Below are 19,428 nucleotides of genomic sequence, written 5' to 3'. Positions count from 1 at the left end.
GCGCGATCCCAGTGCAAAGGGTCATAGAGGCCGGTGCAAGCCCAATGAAACGTGGTTGATCCCGCGCATCTCGCTCAGGCAGTGATGGCCGCTGCGACGCGCAACCCGCTGCGAATGCGGGCCATCACGCCCGGGTCGGCCTTGGTCGAGTGCACGGCGTAAGCCGAATAGGAAAATTCCGGACTGTCCGGCACCACGGTCATCCGCCCTTCTTCCAGATAGGGCCGAATGAAACCCTGCCGGAAATAGCCGCTACCGCCCGTGGCGAGAATGTATTCGAGTGCCAGTGGGCCATAGCTGATCGAGACGACCGGATTCGGCTGATCGGGGAACGCAGCCTGATAGCTGGCAGCGAAATCCTCCCCCCAATCGATCTGCACATGATCTTCCGGTGCGAGCGGCTGGGTGGACGGAGTGGTGCGGGCCAGCACGAGCTTTTCCTCGAACAGCAGTTCGGCAATCACCCCTGGACGGCGCGGCGCGGCATAAAGGACAGCGACATCGAGCGAACCATCCTGCACCCGTTCCATCAGGCGTTCGGAATTGTCGATCTGTGTGTCGACGGCGATTTCCGGGCATTCGCGCCGCATCCACAACAGCCAGTGGCGCAGCAGCGGGCTCCAGAGGCTGAGTTCGGCGCCAACCGTCACCACGGATTCGCGGCCGGGCGGCAGAGCAACCGCCTGCCGCGCGCGATCCCACACCTGTACCAGACTGGTCGCAAAGCGCAGGAACTGCTCACCCGCCGGAGTCAGCCTGGCCCCCGCCTTGTTGCGTACGAACACCGGGCGATCCAACTGGTCTTCCAGCACACGAATACGGGCGCTTACCGCCGTTTGCGTGAGATTGAGATTGGCGGCGGCACTGACGAAACTGCCGGTCTTGACCACTTCGAGAAAAGTCCGCGCAACATTGATATCCATAGCAAGATATTTCCGCTCAATCCCAAATTATAACTATCTTATTTATGCGTCGTTTTGCGAGAAAAGCGATACCGCGAGGCACCTCCAGAGGAATTATGACCGGCTCGTCAGCACGTTTCCATCCTGTCTCTCGGCATTCGCTTGATCGCATCTTCAAGCAAAATAACGATAGATAACCATCAATAACATTCATTTGTTCGCTGTAAATCCCTGCGGCATAGTAACCGCCATCGCTGAGGAGTTACCATGACCATCCAACTGGGCCAAATCGCCCCCGATTTCGAACAGGATAGCACTCACGGCCGCATCCGTTTCCATGAATGGATCGGCTCGGACTGGGCGATCCTGTTCAGTCATCCCAAGAATTTCACCCCGGTTTGCACCACCGAACTGGGTGAAGTCGCCCGGCTGCGGCCCGAGTGGGACAAGCGGAACGTGAAGCCGATCGGCCTGTCGATCGATCCGGTGGAAGCGCACCACAAATGGGAAGAGGACATCCAGGAAACGCAGGGCCAGGCGCTCGATTTTCCGATGCTGGCCGATCCCGATGGGAAAGTGTCCACGCTTTACGGGATGGTACATCCCGAATGCGATCCCACTGTCACCGTTCGTTCGGTCTTCGTGATCGATCCGACGCGCAAGGTACGGCTGATCCTCACCTATCCGCCCAGCACCGGCCGCAACTTCGCCGAAATCCTCCGTGCGATCGACAGCCTCCAGCTTACCGACACGCGCAGCATCGCCACACCAGTGAATTGGGAAGCGGGCGAACCTGTAGTCATTTCGCCCAAGCTTTCGGACGAGGAAGCATCGCGGCAGTTCCCCCAAGGCTACAAGACGCTGAAACCCTATCTGCGGATTGTCGATCTCAACGGGTAACACATAGACCATCTCTACCGGGTTCTCCGCTGGCCGGGGGCAGTTCCTGCTCCCGGCCAGAACTTCATTCAGGGCTATGAACGGCTATCGGCAGGGCACCCTTGCCCGCTCGGCTATTAAGACCATATTTTTTCATATTAAGGCGCAATAATATGCATTTGCCTTGCAAAGAGGGAAATCGCACACTGCCCGAAGAGTGAAACGTGCTTCATGACAACGGTGCCCGGAGAGGATGCTGATGGATCCCATCCATCAGGCCGGAGCACAGGAAAGGGAGCTAAACGCCGAGGAAAAACGCGCATGACGGCTTTGGTATCGCCGGGAGGTCCTTTCGCCCCGGAACAGTGGCGATTGATAGAAGAGATTTCCCGTTCTCTGACACCAATGCAGGCGCAGTGGCTCAGCGGCTATTTCGCCGGGATCGGCGCCGGTATGCAGTCCCCCCTACCGCTACCGGCGCCCTCCTCCCCCGCTGCCACCCGATCGCTGGCCATCCTTTACGGCACCGAAACCGGCAATGCCGCGGAACTGGCGCGCGCGCTCGAAGCGGTGGCCAAGGCCAAAGGGCTGACCCCCGTTATGGCTGATATGGCGGACTACAAGGTTCGCCAACTGGGCCAGGAACAGGATGTGCTGATCGTTGTCAGCACGTATGGTGAAGGCGATCCGCCACAGCCTGCGACCGGCTTTTTCGAATTCATCGAAGGCCGCAAGGCACCCAAGCTCGGCGATGCGCGGTTTGCCGTGCTGGCGCTGGGCGATTCCACGTATGAATACTATTGCCAGGCGGGCAAGCGGCTCGACCGGCGGCTGGAGGAGCTTGGCGCCGCGCGGCTGGCCGAGCGGGTCGATTGCGATGTCGATTACGAAGAACCGGCCGAAGCCTGGATCGAGGCCATCGTCGCGCAATTGGCGGCCGAAGCCGAAGCCGCCCCCACGCCCGCGGTGGCCAGCGCCGGACAGGTGGCCTCCGCCGCCCCGCCCTCCGCTTATGACAAGCGCAATCCGTTCCCGGCAACCGTGGTCAACAATATCGCCATCGTCGGCCGGGGATCGACCAAGGAAACCCGCCATATCGAATTTTCGCTGTCCGGATCGGGGCTGACGTACGAGCCGGGGGATGCCCTGGGGATTGCCGCGCCGAACGATCCTGCGGTCGTCACCGCGCTGCTCGATGCATTGGGGTTGGCCGCCGAGAGCGCAATCGAGCTCAAGGGGCAGAGATTCACGCTCGGTGAGGCGCTGACTCATCGCTACGAGATCACTGCCGCGACACCGCGTTTTCTCGATTACTGGGCTATGCTGTCAGAAGCGTCCGCCCTGCAGCAATTGCAGCAGGAGGATCGTTCGGGCGAACGATCGGTTTTCCTGCGCACGCACCATATCGTCGATATCGTTCGCCGGTTCCCGGTGGGCGGGGTGCAGGCGCAAGGGTTCGTCTCCGCTCTGCGCCCGTTGCAGCCGCGCCTCTATTCGCTGGCATCCAGCCTCGCTTCCGCCCCGGATGAAGCGCATCTGACAGTCGCGCCGGTGCGTTACCGGCTGCATGACGAACCGCGCACCGGGGTCGCGTCCGGCCTGCTGGCCGATCGCGCCGCCCCCGATACCGTGCTGCCGGTCTATATTCAGAGCAATCCGCATTTCCGCCTGCCCGGTAACGATGCGCCGATCATCATGATCGGCGCCGGAACGGGGGTGGCGCCTTACCGCGCTTTCCTGCAACAGCGCGAGGCGGCAGGGACGGAAGGCAAGAGCTGGCTGTTCTTCGGCGAACGCAATTTCCGCACTGATTTCCTGTATCAGACGGAATGGCAGGGCTGGCTCAAAGACGGCACGCTCAGCCGGATGGATGTCGCCTTCTCCCGCGACCGCGCGGAAAAGACCTATGTTCAGCATCGCATGAAAGAACAAGCCGCGGACCTTTTCGCGTGGCTGGAAGAAGGCGCGCATGTCTATGTCTGTGGCGATGCAGCCAATCTCGCCCCGGATGTCCACGCGGCGCTGATCGATATCGTGGCCAGCCAGGCCCATACCGGGCGCGAGGCGGCGGAAGACTATGTCCGCTCGCTCCAGGCCGACCACCGCTACCAGCGTGACGTTTACTGAGACCCGATCATGACCACCACCTCTATCGACCGCAGCCACGACCTGTCCCAGCCGCTCGACCGGTTGAGCGCCGATGAACGGATGAAGGATACCAGCGATTATCTGCGCGGCACCATCGCCACCGGCCTGCTCGACCGGATCACCGGCGCTATGCCGAGCGCTGACGATGTCAAGCTGATGAAATTCCATGGCATCTACCAGCAGGATGACCGGGATGTGCGCGACGAACGCCGCCGCCAGAAGCTGGAGCCGGCCTATCAGTTCATGATCCGGGTTCGCCTGCCCGGTGGGGTCTGCACCCCCGCGCAATGGCTCAAGCTCGACGAGCTGGCCCGGGCCCATGGTGGGGAAACGCTGCGGATCACCACGCGGCAAACGTTCCAGTTCCATTGGGTGCTGAAAGACAGCCTGCGCCCGATCATCCAGGGTCTGCATGAAACGCTGCTCGACACTATCGCCGCCTGCGGGGACGACAGCCGCGGCGTGATGTGCACTGTCGATCCGCAAAGCTCGCGCTTCCATGCCGAAGTGGCAGCGATGGCCAAGCGGGTGAGCGATCACGTCATTCCCAAGACCCGCGCCTATCACGAAATCTGGTATGGCGACGAACGCGTGGCCTCTTCCGAACCGGAAGAACCGTTCTACGGCCGCACCTATCTGCCGCGCAAATTCAAGATCGGCTTCACGCTGCCGCCATCCAACGATATCGATGTCTATGCGCAGGATCTGGGCTTCATCGCCATCGGCGGGCCGGATGGGCTGGAAGGCTTCAATGTCGCCATCGGCGGCGGCATGGGCCGTACCGATCAGGCCCCGGAAACCTATCCGCGCCTTGCCAGCGTGATCGGGTTCGTGCCGGCCGACAAGGTGATCGCCTGCTCCGACGCGGTGATGACGGTGCAGCGCGATTACGGCGACCGCAAGGATCGCCAGCGCGCCCGCTTCAAATACACTGTCGACGACAAGGGGCTCGACTGGATCAAAGCCGAGATCGAACGGGTCATGGGCGCACCGTTCGAAGAAGCGCGGCCTTTCGCTTTCACCAGCAACGGCGACAGTTATGGCTGGAACGAAACGCCCGATGGCCGCCATCATCGGACTGTCTTTATTCAGAGCGGGCGGCTCACTTTGAAGTTGCTCGATGCCTTCCGCGATGTGGCCCGCATCCATCGCGGCCTATTCCGCATCACCCCTAACCAGAATCTCATCATCGCCGGGGTGAAAGCGGAAGATCGCGCAGCCATCGATGCGCTGCTGGCCGAACACGGGCTGGAAGGGGAAAGCGCCACTACGCTTCGCCGCAATGCCATCGCCTGCGTTGCCTTGCCCACCTGCGGTCTCGCGATGGCGGAAAGCGAACGGTATCTGCCCAGCCTGATCGACAAGATCGAGGCCTTGCTGGCCGAACATGGGCTGGCGGACGAACCGATCACGGTGCGGATGAGCGGCTGCCCCAACGGCTGTTCGCGCCCCTATATTGCCGAAATCGGGCTTACCGGGCGGGCGCCGGGCAAGTATAATCTCTACCTCGGCGGTGGCTTCCATGGGGAACGGCTCAATCGCATGATCCGGGAAAATGTCGGCGAGCCGGTCATTCTGGAAGTGCTGGCCGATGCGATCGGCCGTTTCGCGCGCGAACGGCAACCGGGCGAGCATTTCGGCGATTTCACGATCCGCGCAGGGATTGTGCGCGAAGTAACGGAAGGACGTTTCTTCAATGACTGACCGGGACAAGGGCCTGCCGGGAAAACCCGAAACCATCGCCGCCGCGCACGGGGTCGCCACCGATCCCGCGTTCGGCGCGGTCGCCCCGCCGCTGTTTCTGTCGAGCACATACGAATTCGCCGGGTACGAACAGCCGCGCCGATACGATTATGGCCGCGCGGGCAATCCCACGCGCGACCTGCTGGCCGATGCGCTGGCGCAACTGGAAGGCGGCTGCGGAGCTGTCGTCACCTCCAGCGGCATGGCGGCACTGGACCTGCTGGCCGGGCGCCTGCGGCCGGACGATCTCGTGCTTGCGCCCCACGATTGCTACGGCGGCACCATGCGGTTGCTGAAAGCCCGCGCAGCCCTGGGGCAGTTTACGCTGCGCTTCGTCGATCAGGGCGATATCGCCGCGTTCGACGCTGCGCTGGACGATGTGCCCGCTCTCGTGCTGATCGAAACCCCCAGCAACCCACTGATGCGGATCGTCGATGTCGCGCTGCTGACGGAAAAGGCGCACGCCGTCGGTGCGGAAGTCGCGGTGGACAACACATTCCTTTCCCCCGCGCTGCAACGGCCGATCGCGCTCGGGGCCGATTACGTGGTCCATTCGACCACCAAGTACATCAACGGCCATTCGGATGTGATTGGCGGGGCGGTGATCGCCGCCGATCCGGCCCGCGCCGACGATCTGCGCCAATGGGCGAATATCGTTGGCAGCGCGGGGGCGCCTTTCGATGCCTGGCTGACCTTGCGCGGCCTGCGCACGCTGTTCGTACGGATGGAGCGCGCCCAGGCGAACGCGATGGCCATCGCCCGGCATCTGGAACGGCACCCCGCCGTCGCCCGGGTGCATTATCCCGGCCTCGAATCGCATCCCGGCCACGCTATCGCCGCGCGTCAGCAAAGCGGCTTCGGCGCCATGCTCAGCTTCGACCTGCAGGGCGGGAGCGAAGCGGTGCGCCGCTTCGTCGCCGGGGTACGGGTGCTGACACTGGCGGAATCGCTGGGCGGCGTGGAAAGCCTGATCGCCCATCCGGCCACGATGACGCATGCCGACATGGGCGAAGAAGCCCGCACGGTGGCCGGGATCGGTGACGGACTCCTGCGCCTGTCCATCGGGCTGGAAGCCGAAGAGGACCTTATCGCGGGGCTCGATGCCGGGCTCGCCGCCGTGGCTGCGGGTTAACGCCCGGTCCGAAGCAACTATCCCGCCTGCAGATTATCCTTCCGGTATATCGTCACGCCCGGCGCGGCGATCCCGGTAGAGCGCCGCCCGCCCCAGCAGCATCAGGCCGATGGGTGTGGTGATCGTGAGGAATACCGCAATCAGCACTTCGTGGATCACCGGCCGCGATTCCAGTACGGAAAAGCAGATCATCGACGCGATCAGGATCGCCCCTGCCCCCAGCGTCGCACCGAGCGTGGGGGCATGGACCCGCTGATAGAAATTGCCGAGGCGCAGCAGCCCGAACGATCCGACCAGCGCGATCATCGCCCCGGCCAGGACCAGAAAGCCGACCAGCAAGGCAGCCCAAAACGGCAGATCAGGGGCCTGGATCATTCGATGACTTCCCCCCGCATGAGGAATTTGGACAGGGCCACGGTGCTGGTGAAGCCCAGCAGGCCGATGACCAGCGCCGCTTCGAAATAGAGCGTCCGCCCGGTCTGGATGCCGTAGAGGACCAGCAACAGCATTGCGTTGACATACAGTGTATCGAGACCGAGCACACGATCCTGCGCACGCGGTCCGCGCAACATCCGCCACACGGCGAACGACATCGCCAGTCCCAGCAGGACCTGCGCCATGGTGATGGCCCATGCCAGTGCGAGTATCGTCATCGGAAGATTTCCATCAGCAGGCGCTCGTAACGGGACTTGATAAGGCGGATCCAGTGCTCTTCGTCGACCAGATCCAGCACATGGAGCAAAAGCACATTTCGGGCCGGATCATACTGCATCCAGAGCGTTCCGGGCGTCGCCGTGATGACGATGCCCAACACCGCCAGGCCATAGCGGTTGGTCATGTCCAGTGGCAGTTCGAGGAAACCCGCCTGCACATCCCGCTTGCCACGTGCAAGGATGATCTTCCCCACGGCGAGATTGGAGCGGAAGATATCCGCCAGGACCATGCCCGCCAACCGGACCATGGTCCACGAAAAGCGGATACGGACCGGTTCGGGCTGCAATGCCGATAGCCCGCTCAGCGCGACCACCGCGATCAGCGCGCCCAGCAGGATATGCCCCGGTGCGAGCGACTGGTTCAGCAACAGCCAGAACCCCAACAGGGCCAGCCCCATGAGCGGATAGGACAGGAAACGCTTCACCGCCCGGCCCCTCCCGAGGGATGCAGCACGGCGCGGGTGTACAGTTCTCTTTGTTCCAGCGCCGCCGCGCTCTGTTCCATGAAGCGCATCACCGGCCCGGCCATGATCACAAGGCCGAGGCAGATCGCCAGCAACAGTGCGATCGGGGCGGCTTCGACCACTCTGAGATTGGGCATCGCCCGATCGCTCGGTTCCCAGATCAGTTCGATGCCCGCACGCGTTGCCGCCATGAGCACCCCAAGACCGGACACGATGATCGCGGCAATGTAGACCCAGTGCACGGGCAGTATCGCCTGCCCGCCACGCAGCAGCCCATCGATGATGGAAAACTTGGCGATGAAGCCCGACAACGGCGGCAGACCGGCCAGCAGCAGCGCACAGAAGGCGAAACCTCCGCCGAGGATGGCGATAGTGGCCGGGATGACCACGCCGATCTCGTTCTCCTCTTCGTCAAGCGCTTCGGCCAGTTCGTCTTCGAACACGGCCTCGACTACCAGTTCATCCTCTTCCTCATGGCCGCGCTCGATCGGTTCGACGAGCAGATAGAACGCCGCGATCGCCAGCGTGGAACTGACGAGGTAGAACAGGGCACCGGCAAGGACGGCGGTATTGGCGGTGCCAATGGCGGCCAGCAGAGTGCCCGAGGAAATGATCAGGTAATATCCGGCGAACGGCGCCAGACGGCGAGCGGATAGCACACCGAGCGTACCGTAGATGATGGTCGCGATCCCCCCGATCAGCAGCCAGTCATCCGCAAAATGCCCCGCGCGGCCGGAATCATCGCCGAACATCAGGCTGGACAGGCGCAGGATCACATAAATGCCGACCTTGCTGAGGATCGCGAACATTGCCGCAACCGGCGGCGCGGCGGCCGCATAAGTGGCGGGCAGCCAGAAGTTGAGCGGCCACATGCCCGCCTTGACCAGGAACGCCACCCCCAGCAGCGCGGCGCCCGCTTTCAGCAGCATGATGTCCGAGGCCGGCACGGCAGGAATGCGCACCGCGAGATCGGCCATATTGAGCGTGCCTGTCACGCCATAGAGCAGGCTGACCCCGATCAGGAACAGCAGCGAAGTCGCCACGTTGATCGCGATATAATGCAGCCCCGCGCGGGTGCGGGCGCGCCCCACCCCATGCAGCGCAAGGCCATAGGACGCCGCCAGCATCACTTCGAAAAAGACGAAAAGATTGAACAGGTCTCCGGTCAGAAACGCGCCGTTGACCCCCATCAGCATCAGCAGGAACAGGGTGTGGAAGCGTTGGCCCGCCTTGTCCCATCGCGCCACGGAATAGATCAGCGCCGCAAACCCGAGGATACTGGTGAGCAGCAGGAGCAGCGCGGTCAATCGGTCCGCCACCAGAACGATACCGAACGGCACCGGCCAGTTGCCTGCGCTGTAAGTCAGCGCCAATCCGCCCTTGCTGCCGGTCAGATGGATCAGCGCGATCGCATTGGCGATCAAGGCCAAGGCGGTGAACAGGCTGAAAACGCGCCGCAGGGCCCGCCGCCGTTCGTTGAACATCAGCATCCCCGCGCTGACCAGCAGCGGCAGCAGAATGGGGGTGATGACGAGATGTTGCGTCCAATCGGTCATTGGCCGCCCTTCCTGTTATTGGATTGGTCCCCGTCTTCCTCGCCATCGACGTGGTCGGTTCCGGTCAGCCCGCGCGAAACCAGCAGTACCACCAGCAACAGCGCCGTGGTGGCAAAGGAAATGACGATTGCGGTCAGCACCAGCGCCTGCGGCAGCGGATCGGCGTAGAGCGCCGGGTTCACCGCTTCCCCCTGGGGGACGATCGGCGGAGCATCGGTTTTCATCCGCCCCGTGGCAAGAATGAACAGATTGACCGCATAGGACAGCAGCGACAGCCCGATGATGACCTGAAAGGTACGCGGGCGGAACAGCAACCAGATGCCGGAGGCGACAAGCGTGCCGATGGCGAGGGCAAGAACGATTTCCATCAGTCCTGCTCCTCCGCCACAGTGCGCGGCTTGCGGACCGATTGGTGGGCGAGAGCGATCAGCACCAGGACCGTCACCCCGACGACCACGGCAAACACGCCGATGTCGAACAGCAGGGCGCTGGCGATAGGGAATTTCCCGATCACCGGCACATGCCCGTACTGGAAATAGGAAGTCAGGAAAGGATAGCCGAAAACCCAGGCGCCGATGCCGGTTCCCGCCGCCAGCAGCAAGCCGATCCCGATCCAGCGGAAAGGAACGATCACCAGCCGGGCTTCCGTCTTGCGGGTCCCCAGCGCCATATATTGCAGGATCACGCCAATCGACATCACGATCCCCCCGGCAAAGCCGCCGCCAGGCAGATCATGCCCGCGCAACAGCAGGAAGAGCGCAAGAACGACGATAACCGGAAACAGCCAGATCATCGCAAGGCGCGGAATCGTCAGATAATCGGACAACGTATCGCCGAGGGAACGGCCTTCCTGCCGCTCGTCATAAGCATTCTGGACGCGTTGCTGTTCCGGCATGACGATGCTTTCGGGTGCTGGGCGGAAACGCCGCAGCAACGAGAAAATCGTGATCCCGACAATGCTCAGCACGGTGATTTCGCCGAAAGTATCAAACCCGCGGAAATCGACCAGCAGGACATTCACCACATTGGTGCCGCCCGCTTCGCTGTACGCCTTTTCCATGAAGAAGCGCGAAATGCTGTCCGGCAGAGGGCGCGTCAGCACGGCATAAGTGATCGCCGCCATACCCGCCCCGGCCAGCAGAGCGACAGCAAGATCGCCCCCGCGCCGCAAACGGACGATGAACGGGGTCCGGCCTCCAGCCCAGATGTCGGGCAAGCGCTGCGGCAGCCACCGTAGACTGAGCAGCAGGAGCACGGTGGTGACGAGTTCGACCAGCAATTGCGTGAGGCCGAGATCGGGTGCAGAAAGCCAGATGAAGCTGATGCAGGTGGCAAGGCCAGCACCGCCCAGCAGGATCAGCGCCGCGAGCCGGTGGAATTTGGCCTGCCAGGCCGCCCCGATGGCGCAAACTCCGCCGATCAGCCAGATGAACCCGAAAATCGGGTCCACCAGCGTAACCGGCACCGCGCCCAGCCGATACCCATGCTGGAGAAACGGCAACAACCCGGCGATCAACGCGATACCGATCAGCAGGCGAAGCTGCACTTGCAGCCTGCGCGTGGCCAGCAGATTTTCCAGCACCTGCGCGCCGGTAAAGATCGCGTTGAGAATCGTATCGAAAGCCCGCCGCGCCCGAAGCCGGCCGATCACCGGCGAACGGCGGGCATTGTTGAGCGGTTTGCGAAACAGCAGATAGAGGATAACCCCGGCGCTCAAGGCGATCACGCTCATGATGAGCGGAGCATTGAAACCATGCCAGAGTGCAAGGCTGTAGTGCGGCGTACGATCGCCCAGAACCGAGGAAACGGCCGTGGCGAGGAACGGCCCGATCGTGATCGCGGGCAGGATGCCGATCACCAGACAGGCGATGACCAGCACTTCTATGGGGCGGCGCATCCACGGCGGCGCTTCGGCGGGCTGATGCGGCAGATTGACCGGCGGCGGGCCAAAAAAGGTCTGATGGATGAAGCGCAGCGAATAAAGCACGCTGAAGGCGCTGGCGACAGTCGCCAGAACCGGGAGCAACTGATCGATGATTGTCCCGCTGTGCGCGGCCAATGCTTCGGCCAGGAACATTTCCTTCGACAGGAAACCGTTGAGCAGCGGCACGCCCGCCATCGCCGCGGCAGCCACCATCGCCAGTGTCGCGGTGATCGGCATGTAGCGGTAAAGCCCGCTCAACTGGCGCAAGTCTCGCGTTCCGGCTTCATGATCGATGATCCCCGCAGCCATGAACAGCGATGCCTTGAACGTGGCGTGATTGACTGTGTGGAAAATCGCCGCAACCGCGGCCAACGGACTGCCGAGGCCCAGCAGCAGCGTGATCAGCCCCAGATGGCTGATTGTCGAATAGGCCAGCAAGCCTTTGAGATCTTGCTGGAAGATCGCCGACCACGCCCCCAGCAGCAAAGTCGCCAGCCCCGTTGTCGCAACGAGGAAATACCATGCCTCGGTCCCCGCCATGACAGGCCACAGCCGGATCAGCACGAACACCCCTGCTTTCACCATGGTGGCCGAATGGAGATAGGCTGAAACCGGTGTGGGGGCGGCCATCGCGTGCGGTAACCAAAAATGGAACGGGAACTGCGCGCTTTTGGTGAAAGCACCGATAAGGATCAGGATCAGCGCGGGCAGATAAAGCTCGCTCTGCTGGATCAGCTCGCCCGAGGCGAGCACCCGGTCGAGATCGTAACTGCCCGCGATCCGGCCGATGAGCAGAAAACCCAGCAACAGGCACACCCCCCCGGCAGCCGTGGCCAGCAGCGCCATCTGCGCACCGTCGCGTGCGCTCTGGTTGTGGTGCCAGTAACCGATTAGCAGGAACGAGAAGATGCTGGTCAGTTCCCAGAAGAACGCGAGTTGGATCAGATTGCCCGAAATCACCACGCCCAGCATCGAACCCATGAACGCCTGCAGGAACGAGAAAAAGCGGGGAACCGGATCGTCGGGCGACATGTAATAGCGGGCATAGAGCACCACCAGGAACCCGATCCCGAAAACCAGAACGGCGAACAACCAGGCCAATCCATCGAGCCGCAACGTCAGGTTGACACCGAGACTGGGCAGCCATTCGATCTGGTAGCGCACCACATCGCCGCCGGGCAGCCCGTGATAGAGCCATATCACGATAGCGAGGCCGAGCATTGCCTGCGAACCAGCCAGCAATGCCGCCAGCGTGCGCGAGCGCGATGGAAGGAACGCTGCTGCCAAGCTCCCCATATAGGGCAGCAAAAGGGCAATCAGCAGCAGTGTTCCATCCGTCATTCGTTATCGCGCTCGTCAGTGGTGAGGTCGGGAAGGCATTCGCCGGTGTTTGCCCATATGGTTGACTTTTTTTATGATTGGCAACGCCTCAGGCAAAAAACTTTTGTCCATGGCCGCGTGGCCGATGCAATTGCGACACACCCTGCAAAGGCACATTCGCCTGAAATGCACCGGACAAAGGCACTATCATCCTATATGGTTATTAATTCCGAGTTCAGGCACCGAACTGGAATGTTGAAGCCAAAGGGGAGAACGATTGATGAGCAAGATTCTGGTCGCCACCGATTTTTCCCCTCGTTCCGACCGTGCCTTGCGGCGGGCCATTCTCACCGCACGCCAGATCGCAGCCGAACTGGTGCTGTTCCATGCTCTGGACGACGATCTGCCCGATCGACTCCTCTCCATGCAGCGTACGGTGAGCACCGAACTTCTGACCGAACTGGCGGAAACGATTACGGCAAGCGACGGAATATCCTGTTCCTATCGCCTGGCGCAGGGCGATCCGTTTCGCGCGCTGATCGATACGGCGCGGGAGATCGCGCCCGGCCTTATCGTGCTCGGACCTCACCGGCGTGATCTGCTCAAGGACATCTTTGTCGGCACCACAGCCGAACGCACCATCCGCGAAAGCGCGGTGCCGGTGATCATGGCCAACGGCGTGCCCGCCGGCCCCTATCAGCGGATTCTGATCGCCACCGATTTTTCCGCCTGTTCGGTGGCTGCGACGCAGGTCGCCCAGCACCTCGGCCTGCTCGACACTGCCGATGTCACGGTCCTGCACGTGCTCGACACGCCCGAGAAAAGCATGATGCAGCGTTCGCTCATGAGCGGTGACGAGATCGAGGATTACGAACTGGCCGCAAAAGCGGAAGCGGCGGATGCGATGCATGGCTTCCTGAAGTCCACCGCGCTTCGCCCGGTGGCCCAGATCATCGCCCCGGTGGAACTGTCGATCTCCGAAACCATCCGCCGCGAAGTCCGCGAAGCCCGGCCGGACCTGCTTATCGTCGGGACACGGGGGCGCTCGGGAATAGAGAAATTCTTTTTGGGGAGCGTAGCCGAAGAGATTCTCAAGCTGTCCGATGTCGATGTGCTGGCGGCCCCGGCGCCAGAGCCCTTAAAGGCATAAAGATCGCAACGGGATGGGCAGCCGAAAACACACCTTTCCCCTTGCCATTGCTTTGACAGCACCCAACCTTGGGCTAATATCTTGCAGCATCGGTTCGTTGGAGGACGCGGTGCAACGATAGTGAGGAGATGAGCGCGTGCTCAGTCGCCCAATATCCTTTCTCGCCGCTTTCGGTCCTGCGGCGATGCTATTGGCAGTTTCCCCCGCGCTGGCGCGGGAAAAGCCAGCCACGCCCCAACCCAGCGAGGCGTTGCAGGCGGCTGTGGCTGCTATGCCCCGGGAAGCCGCGATCCTGGCCTTCTACAAGCGCTGGCAGGGGCCCCAGTGGTTCCAGAACGGCGCCCGCCCGGCAACCGATCTCGCCGCTATCCTGCGCCGTGCGCCGCTGGACGGGCTCGCCAATGGCCCGGCTCTCGCCCGCCAGGTCGAACAGGCCGCGCAAGCCGCCTCGACCGGCAGTGCAGCGGACAAGGCCGCGGCTGAACGCATTCTGTCTGCCGCCTGGGTGGCTTATGTCGAAGCGATCCGCCGCCCGCCGCGCGATGTGATCTACGGCTATCCCACATTGGCGCCCAAACCCGCCGATATCGACCAGATCCTCACCACCGCTGCCCATGCATCCTCGCTTGAGCAACACCTGGCGGAAGTGTCGGCGATCAACCCGGTCTATGCGGAACTACGCGATATTGCATGGCGCGATATGCAATCCACACCTAACGCCGCGCCTGACCCGCGGATCGTGGTGAATCTGGAACGCCTGCGCTCGCTCCCCGCCACCGAACAGTTCGCGCTGGTCAACACGGCGACGCAGCGGTTGCAGATGTTCGAAAACGGGCGGCCGGTGGATTCGATGAAAGTCATCGTCGGCATGGAACAGTTTCCGACCCCGATGATCTCCAGCGTGATCTATTACGCCACGTTCAACCCCTACTGGAACGTGCCCGAGCATCTGGTGCGCAAGACGATTGCGCAGAATGTCCTCAAGATGGGGACCGGCTATCTCAAGAGCCGGGGCTATCAGGTGATGTCCGACTGGTCGGAAAACGCCACTGTCGTTCCATCCGATCAGATCGACTGGAAAGCGGTTGCGGCAGGCCAGAAGACCATTCGCGTGCGTCAACTTCCCGGCCCGCAGAATTCCATGGGCAAGCTCAAGTTCTCGTTCGCGAACGGGGAAGACATCTATCTTCACGACACGCCTTCGAAAGCGCTGTTCGCCAAGGCCCGGCGGGACCTGAGCAACGGGTGCGTCCGGCTTGAGGATGCGCAGCGGTTCGGGCGCTGGTTGCTGGGGCGTGAGCCGGTTGCGCCTTCCGCAGAACCGGAACAGTTCGTCCAATTGCCCAAGGGCATCCCGATCTATCTCACCTATCTGACGGCACAACCTGTGGACGGAAAGATCGTCTATACGACCGATATCTATGGCCGGGATACGCACGGCGTCGCCCAGGCCAACGCCGGATCGGCCTCATACGACCGCACTTCGGCGAACTGAACGCCAGTTCGCCGCGCGTTGGCGGATTCAGGCGCCAGCATTGGTTACTCATGAAAAAAGGGCGAGGCCACAAGGCCCCGCCCTTCGTTCCCCTTGGCCCTATCCGGCCGGATTGCTTACCCGCGCTCAGGCGCCGGCGGAGGCGGCGGAGGCGGCGGGGGGCACCCCTGATCCACACGCACGACCGTCCCATCCGGGCACGTCTGCGTAGCAGGCGGCGGAGGCGGGGGCGGCGGAGGCGGCGGGGGTGGCGGCGGTGCGGGCTCTGCAGCCGGTGCACCGAAATTGTAGGTCAAAGTGGCAAGAACGCTATGCGTGCGCAGCTTGCCGCGCCCTTCGAAGCCGACCGTACCGACCTGGCTATCCGTGTCGAACTCGCTATCGCTAAACCGGAGACGGCCGGTGTTGAAGTAGCGATACTTGAGGCCGATATCGACATTCTGGTTCAGCGCATAACGCACGCCGGCGATAAGCTGCCATGCCCAGGCGCTGTCCTTGCCACCGAGCATCTTGACCCGGGCCCGGCCCAGACCGCCGCCCGCATAGTAGCTGAGGCCGTTCTCATCCCCGAGGTCGAACAGCATGTTCACCATTCCGGACAGAACACTTGCCTTGTTGCTGCCGAAGCCGTCGAGATCGTACGGCCCGGTGTCCGGCAGATTGTGATCGGCGGCAAATGCGGGGCTGAAGCTGATGCTTTTGGCCTTGAGCCGCTTGTAGCCGACTTCAGCCTCGGCCCTGACTATGCCGAAGTCATAGCCGACGATGCCATCGACTTCCCATCCGGGCTTCTTGTATTTGATGCTCAGACCGTCGTCGTACCGGATATTGGTACGCTCGTTGAAGACATTGAGATCGATATCGGTCTTTTGCCCGAAAACGACGCCGCCTTCGATTCCGACATATGGCTGATTATCTCGTGCCAGTGCTGGAGTGGACAATGCCGCAGTTGCTACTGCGGCGAGAAGAAGCTTACGCATACTTACTCTCCCTTCTTACCCGCGTTGAACTTTCTGACACAGCCACAACTCAGCGACTATGATAAAGTTTCTCTTTTTTTGATTCAGCACAATCTTGTTGCCCAAGAGACACATCTTGCCATGTCCGATCGGGTTCTTTCCATGGCCTGCGGCGGCGGTCGATATCCGCAATCATGCGATCCCAAGTCGAGTGAAGACGTGTAACATGCGTTGTCCTGCCATCCGCGTCGCAAGATCTTTGTACTGGGAATGCAATATTGTTTCCCCTCCTTCCTTGTTTTGGCAAACGTGGCGCAACAACCCGTTTCCCACTGCGGACAACGCCCCATAGGACAGCATGATTGTAGCGGCTGGTCATCAAGTCCGACGATGCGAACGCCCAAGCCCTTGATGTCGGGCGGCGCTTTGGTCAGAAGCACACCTCAAAGCATGGGAGACAGGCATGACCTTGCGGCTGGAAGATATCGAACGGATCAAGATGCTCAAGCATCGCTACATGCGGATGCTCGACAGCGGCGACAGCGACGGGTTGCGCGCCTGCTTCGTCCCCGAGGCAACGATCCGCTACGAAGGCGGCAGCTACCTCTATGAAGCGGCTGATCGGGAAGAGATCGTCGGCCTGCTCAGCCAGATGCAGAATAACCAGTATGTCGGAATGCACCTGGCGCTGATGCCCGAAATCACGGTCCATGACGAAGATAACGCCGAAGGCCGCTGGTACATGATCGACTGGGCGGTGAACATGGCGACCAACCGCGAAACGCAGGGGGCGGCTTTCTATCAGGACCGCTACATCCGCCGTGACGGCGAATGGAAAATCCTCCACAGCGGCTATGTCAGGGCTTTTGAAAAGGTCGAATATCGCAAGGAACCGGTCGAGCTACACAGCCACCTGTTTTCGAAGTTCGGCCCGCCGATGGAATATGGAACTCTGCCGAAGTAACTTCCTGAACGGGAGCAGGATGCATCCGACTGCCTAACGCCTTGCGCAAAATGCCGCGCCGCGCCCGTATTCAGCGGGTGCATTCGCTCTATCCCGTCAATCTCCGTGGCACCCCCGGCACCATGCGGCGATAGCAGCGAATGCCTCGGCCGCTTCAGGCGTGGCGGGAGCCATCATCGGCCAGACGTGCCCCATACCCCCTGCGACATGCAGCGTGACGGGGCGATCCGCCAGCGCCAGAGCCTGGGCAAAAGCCAACGCTTCACCCAGCAGCACTTCCACCCCTCCAACCAGCAGCAGCATCGGTGGGAACATGGCCGGATCCGCGCACAGCGGCGATACCAGCGGGTCGTCCACCGCATGCCCTTGCAGATAGAGCGCCGCCGCATCCCGAACCGCCGCCCGGGAAAAGAGCGCATCCCGCGCCGCGTTGTCGTCATAAGTCCGGTCACGGGCCATCATGTCGAGCATCGGCGAGATCAGGATGGCGCCGGCCACCGGCTGCTCCGCACGGGCAGCCGCGAGGCAAAGCGCAGCCGCAAGCCCGCCCCCTGCCGAATCCCCGCCCACCAGGACCGGGCCTTCCTCTCGCAGCGCACGATAGACCGCCACGGCATCATACAACGCCGCCGGAAAAGGATGTTCGGGGGCGAGGCGGTAGAAGGGCAGCACGATGCGCAGCCCCGCCACGTTAGCCAGACGCCGCGCATAGTCCAACCACGCCGATGGCGATCCCAGGCGATACCCGCCGCCGTGGAAGTAGAGCAAAGTACCCCCCGCCAAATGATCTGCCGTATCCGGGCCAACCACAAGGCAACGGACGCCACCGATCACCCTATCGTCCGGCTGAATACCTTCCCCCTGCGGCATTGCTTCGACGGCGGCACGCCGTTGCAACAGCGTGGCATCGGCAGCGTGCCCCGCACGCAGCGGCGGCAGGGCCCAATGGGGCTTGCGCTCCTCATCCATCATGCCGTCCCCGCTCAGAACACGAACACGCCGCGCGCGAGCTTGCCGCTTTCCAGATCGTGGAACGCTTCTTCATACTGATCGAGCGCATAACGCCTGGTCACAAGCTCCTCCAGCTTCAACTGGCCGGTGCGGTAGAGGTCGAGATAGACCGCAATATCCCGGTGCGGCTGCGAGGTGCCATAGCGGACGCCCATGATGCCCCGATCGACCATGCTCATCGGCATGATCGGCAGTTCGAGCGTGGCAGTCGCCTTGGGGGTGCCGACGATCACGCAATTGCCACCCCACCCAAGCGACGCCGTGGCATTGCCCAGCGCCACCGGGCTGCCGGAACATTCGAACGCCCAGTCGACCCCCGCCGCCCATGGCAGGGGATCGGGCAACAGTTCCTTGATCCGTGCTGGCGCATCGTGCTGTGTGGCATCGACGAAATCGGTCGCGCCGAACGCGCGGGCCAGATCCTCGCGCGAAGCCAGCAGGTCCACCGCCACGATCCGCGCGGCCCCGGCAAGCCGCAAGCCCTGAATGACATTGAGGCCGATCCCGCCCACGCCGAAGACAGCCGCCGTATCGCCCGCCGCCACATTCGCGCGGTGAAGGACAGAGCCGACCCCGGTCAACACACCGCAGCCGACCACACAGGCCACGTCCAGCGGAATGGCCGGATCGACTTTCACCACCTGCTGCTGCTTGACGACGGTGTATTCGGCAAAGGTCGACGTGGCCGCAAAATTGGAGACCGCCGCGCCGTCCTGCGTGAACGGTTGCGATCGATTGCCCAGCGTGGAGCGGCAATGCGTCGGCTTGCCCGTGTCGCAGTGCGCACAATGGCCGCAATAGGCCAGGGTATGCAGCACCACATGATCGCCGGGCGCAAGACCGGTGACCCCGGCGCCCACTTGCTCGATCACCCCGGCGCCTTCGTGCCCCAGCACCGCCGGGGCGGGCCATTCGATCGTGCCGTTCATCACACTGATATCGCTGTGGCAGATGCCGCTAGCGACGATGCGAACCAGCACTTCATCCTTCTCAGGCTCGCGCACCGACAGGCTCTCGGTGTAGCGAATCCTGCCTTCGCCTTCATGGATCAATGCGCGCATTCAAATC

17 protein-coding genes are annotated in these 19,428 nt (G+C 62.4%); 7 read left to right on the top strand and 10 right to left on the bottom strand.

From position 1 onward, the window contains the following. Nucleotides 1-74 precede the first annotated feature (74 nt). The gene (locus K5X80_RS04775; RefSeq protein ID WP_222559707.1) at nucleotides 75-923 is read right to left on the bottom strand and encodes a LysR family transcriptional regulator; all 849 of its coding nucleotides are present in this window, start codon (nucleotides 921-923) and stop codon (nucleotides 75-77) included. 246 nt (nucleotides 924-1,169) lie between these two features. Here K5X80_RS04775 and K5X80_RS04770 point away from each other — a divergent pair, with 246 nt between their 5' ends. The 4 genes from K5X80_RS04770 to metB all read left to right on the top strand — a co-directional run bounded on the left by K5X80_RS04770 (nucleotide 1,170) and on the right by metB (nucleotide 6,804). Continuing rightward, the gene (locus K5X80_RS04770) at nucleotides 1,170-1,802 is read left to right on the top strand and encodes a peroxiredoxin (protein WP_222559706.1); all 633 of its coding nucleotides are present in this window, start codon (nucleotides 1,170-1,172) and stop codon (nucleotides 1,800-1,802) included. 300 nt (nucleotides 1,803-2,102) lie between these two features. Then, entirely contained in the window at nucleotides 2,103-3,908 is a 1,806-nt protein-coding gene (locus K5X80_RS04765) for an assimilatory sulfite reductase (NADPH) flavoprotein subunit (RefSeq protein WP_222559705.1), read from the top strand. 9 nt (nucleotides 3,909-3,917) lie between these two features. Next, complete coding sequence (locus K5X80_RS04760; protein WP_222559704.1) at nucleotides 3,918-5,633, top strand: NADPH-dependent assimilatory sulfite reductase hemoprotein subunit; 1,716 nt, start codon at nucleotides 3,918-3,920, stop codon at nucleotides 5,631-5,633. Then, nucleotides 5,626-6,804 carry a cystathionine gamma-synthase gene (gene metB / locus K5X80_RS04755; RefSeq protein ID WP_222559703.1) on the top strand — a complete coding sequence of 393 codons (1,179 nt, stop codon included), beginning with the start codon at nucleotides 5,626-5,628 and terminating at the stop codon, nucleotides 6,802-6,804. The genes K5X80_RS04760 and metB overlap by 8 nt, the downstream gene beginning before the upstream one ends. A 33-nt stretch (nucleotides 6,805-6,837) precedes the next feature. On the opposite strand, the gene mnhG is transcribed toward metB, so the two are convergent. Genes mnhG through K5X80_RS04725 form a run of 6 tightly spaced genes read right to left on the bottom strand, consistent with a single transcriptional unit; the run spans nucleotide 6,838 to nucleotide 12,802 of the window. Further along, nucleotides 6,838-7,179: a monovalent cation/H(+) antiporter subunit G gene (gene mnhG, locus K5X80_RS04750; protein WP_222559702.1), complete on the bottom strand. Its 342-nt coding sequence runs from the start codon at nucleotides 7,177-7,179 to the stop codon at nucleotides 6,838-6,840. Further along, the gene (locus tag K5X80_RS04745; protein WP_222559701.1) at nucleotides 7,176-7,457 is read right to left on the bottom strand and encodes a K+/H+ antiporter subunit F; all 282 of its coding nucleotides are present in this window, start codon (nucleotides 7,455-7,457) and stop codon (nucleotides 7,176-7,178) included. Before K5X80_RS04745 ends, mnhG begins: the two co-directional genes overlap by 4 nt. Further along, nucleotides 7,454-7,942: a Na+/H+ antiporter subunit E gene (locus tag K5X80_RS04740; protein ID WP_222559700.1), complete on the bottom strand. Its 489-nt coding sequence runs from the start codon at nucleotides 7,940-7,942 to the stop codon at nucleotides 7,454-7,456. Before K5X80_RS04740 ends, K5X80_RS04745 begins: the two co-directional genes overlap by 4 nt. Further along, the gene (locus K5X80_RS04735) at nucleotides 7,939-9,537 is read right to left on the bottom strand and encodes a monovalent cation/H+ antiporter subunit D (RefSeq protein WP_222559699.1); all 1,599 of its coding nucleotides are present in this window, start codon (nucleotides 9,535-9,537) and stop codon (nucleotides 7,939-7,941) included. The genes K5X80_RS04740 and K5X80_RS04735 overlap by 4 nt, the downstream gene beginning before the upstream one ends. Then, nucleotides 9,534-9,905 carry a Na+/H+ antiporter subunit C gene (locus K5X80_RS04730; protein ID WP_222559698.1) on the bottom strand — a complete coding sequence of 124 codons (372 nt, stop codon included), beginning with the start codon at nucleotides 9,903-9,905 and terminating at the stop codon, nucleotides 9,534-9,536. Before K5X80_RS04730 ends, K5X80_RS04735 begins: the two co-directional genes overlap by 4 nt. Continuing rightward, the gene (locus tag K5X80_RS04725) at nucleotides 9,905-12,802 is read right to left on the bottom strand and encodes a monovalent cation/H+ antiporter subunit A (protein ID WP_222559697.1); all 2,898 of its coding nucleotides are present in this window, start codon (nucleotides 12,800-12,802) and stop codon (nucleotides 9,905-9,907) included. The genes K5X80_RS04730 and K5X80_RS04725 overlap by 1 nt, the downstream gene beginning before the upstream one ends. Before the next feature lie 259 nt (nucleotides 12,803-13,061). On the opposite strand from K5X80_RS04725, the gene K5X80_RS04720 reads away from it, so the two are divergent. After that, nucleotides 13,062-13,931, top strand: a complete 870-nt coding sequence (locus K5X80_RS04720; protein WP_222559696.1) for a universal stress protein — start codon at nucleotides 13,062-13,064, stop codon at nucleotides 13,929-13,931. Nucleotides 13,932-14,067: 136 nt separating this feature from the next. Then, nucleotides 14,068-15,426 (top strand): L,D-transpeptidase family protein, encoded by a 1,359-nt coding sequence (locus K5X80_RS04715; protein WP_222559695.1) that lies wholly within the window; start codon nucleotides 14,068-14,070, stop codon nucleotides 15,424-15,426. Nucleotides 15,427-15,542: 116 nt separating this feature from the next. Here the strand turns inward: K5X80_RS04715 and K5X80_RS04710 are convergent, their stop codons facing one another. Beyond that, complete coding sequence (locus K5X80_RS04710; protein ID WP_222559694.1) at nucleotides 15,543-16,406, bottom strand: outer membrane protein; 864 nt, start codon at nucleotides 16,404-16,406, stop codon at nucleotides 15,543-15,545. 442 nt (nucleotides 16,407-16,848) lie between these two features. On the opposite strand from K5X80_RS04710, the gene K5X80_RS04705 reads away from it, so the two are divergent. Beyond that, nucleotides 16,849-17,349 (top strand): nuclear transport factor 2 family protein, encoded by a 501-nt coding sequence (locus K5X80_RS04705; protein ID WP_222559693.1) that lies wholly within the window; start codon nucleotides 16,849-16,851, stop codon nucleotides 17,347-17,349. 96 nt (nucleotides 17,350-17,445) lie between these two features. On the opposite strand, the gene K5X80_RS04700 is transcribed toward K5X80_RS04705, so the two are convergent. Together K5X80_RS04700 and K5X80_RS04695 are read right to left on the bottom strand one after the other, a co-directional pair. After that, nucleotides 17,446-18,321 carry an alpha/beta hydrolase fold domain-containing protein gene (locus K5X80_RS04700; RefSeq protein ID WP_222559692.1) on the bottom strand — a complete coding sequence of 292 codons (876 nt, stop codon included), beginning with the start codon at nucleotides 18,319-18,321 and terminating at the stop codon, nucleotides 17,446-17,448. Between the two features lie 11 nt (nucleotides 18,322-18,332). Beyond that, nucleotides 18,333-19,421, bottom strand: a complete 1,089-nt coding sequence (locus tag K5X80_RS04695; RefSeq protein ID WP_222559691.1) for a Zn-dependent alcohol dehydrogenase — start codon at nucleotides 19,419-19,421, stop codon at nucleotides 18,333-18,335. Between the last annotated feature and the right edge of the window lie 7 nt (nucleotides 19,422-19,428).

The organism is Caenibius sp. WL (assembly GCF_019803445.1).
Lineage (GTDB): Bacteria > Pseudomonadota > Alphaproteobacteria > Sphingomonadales > Sphingomonadaceae > Caenibius.
This window is presented reverse-complemented; position numbering and strand designations above follow the sequence as displayed.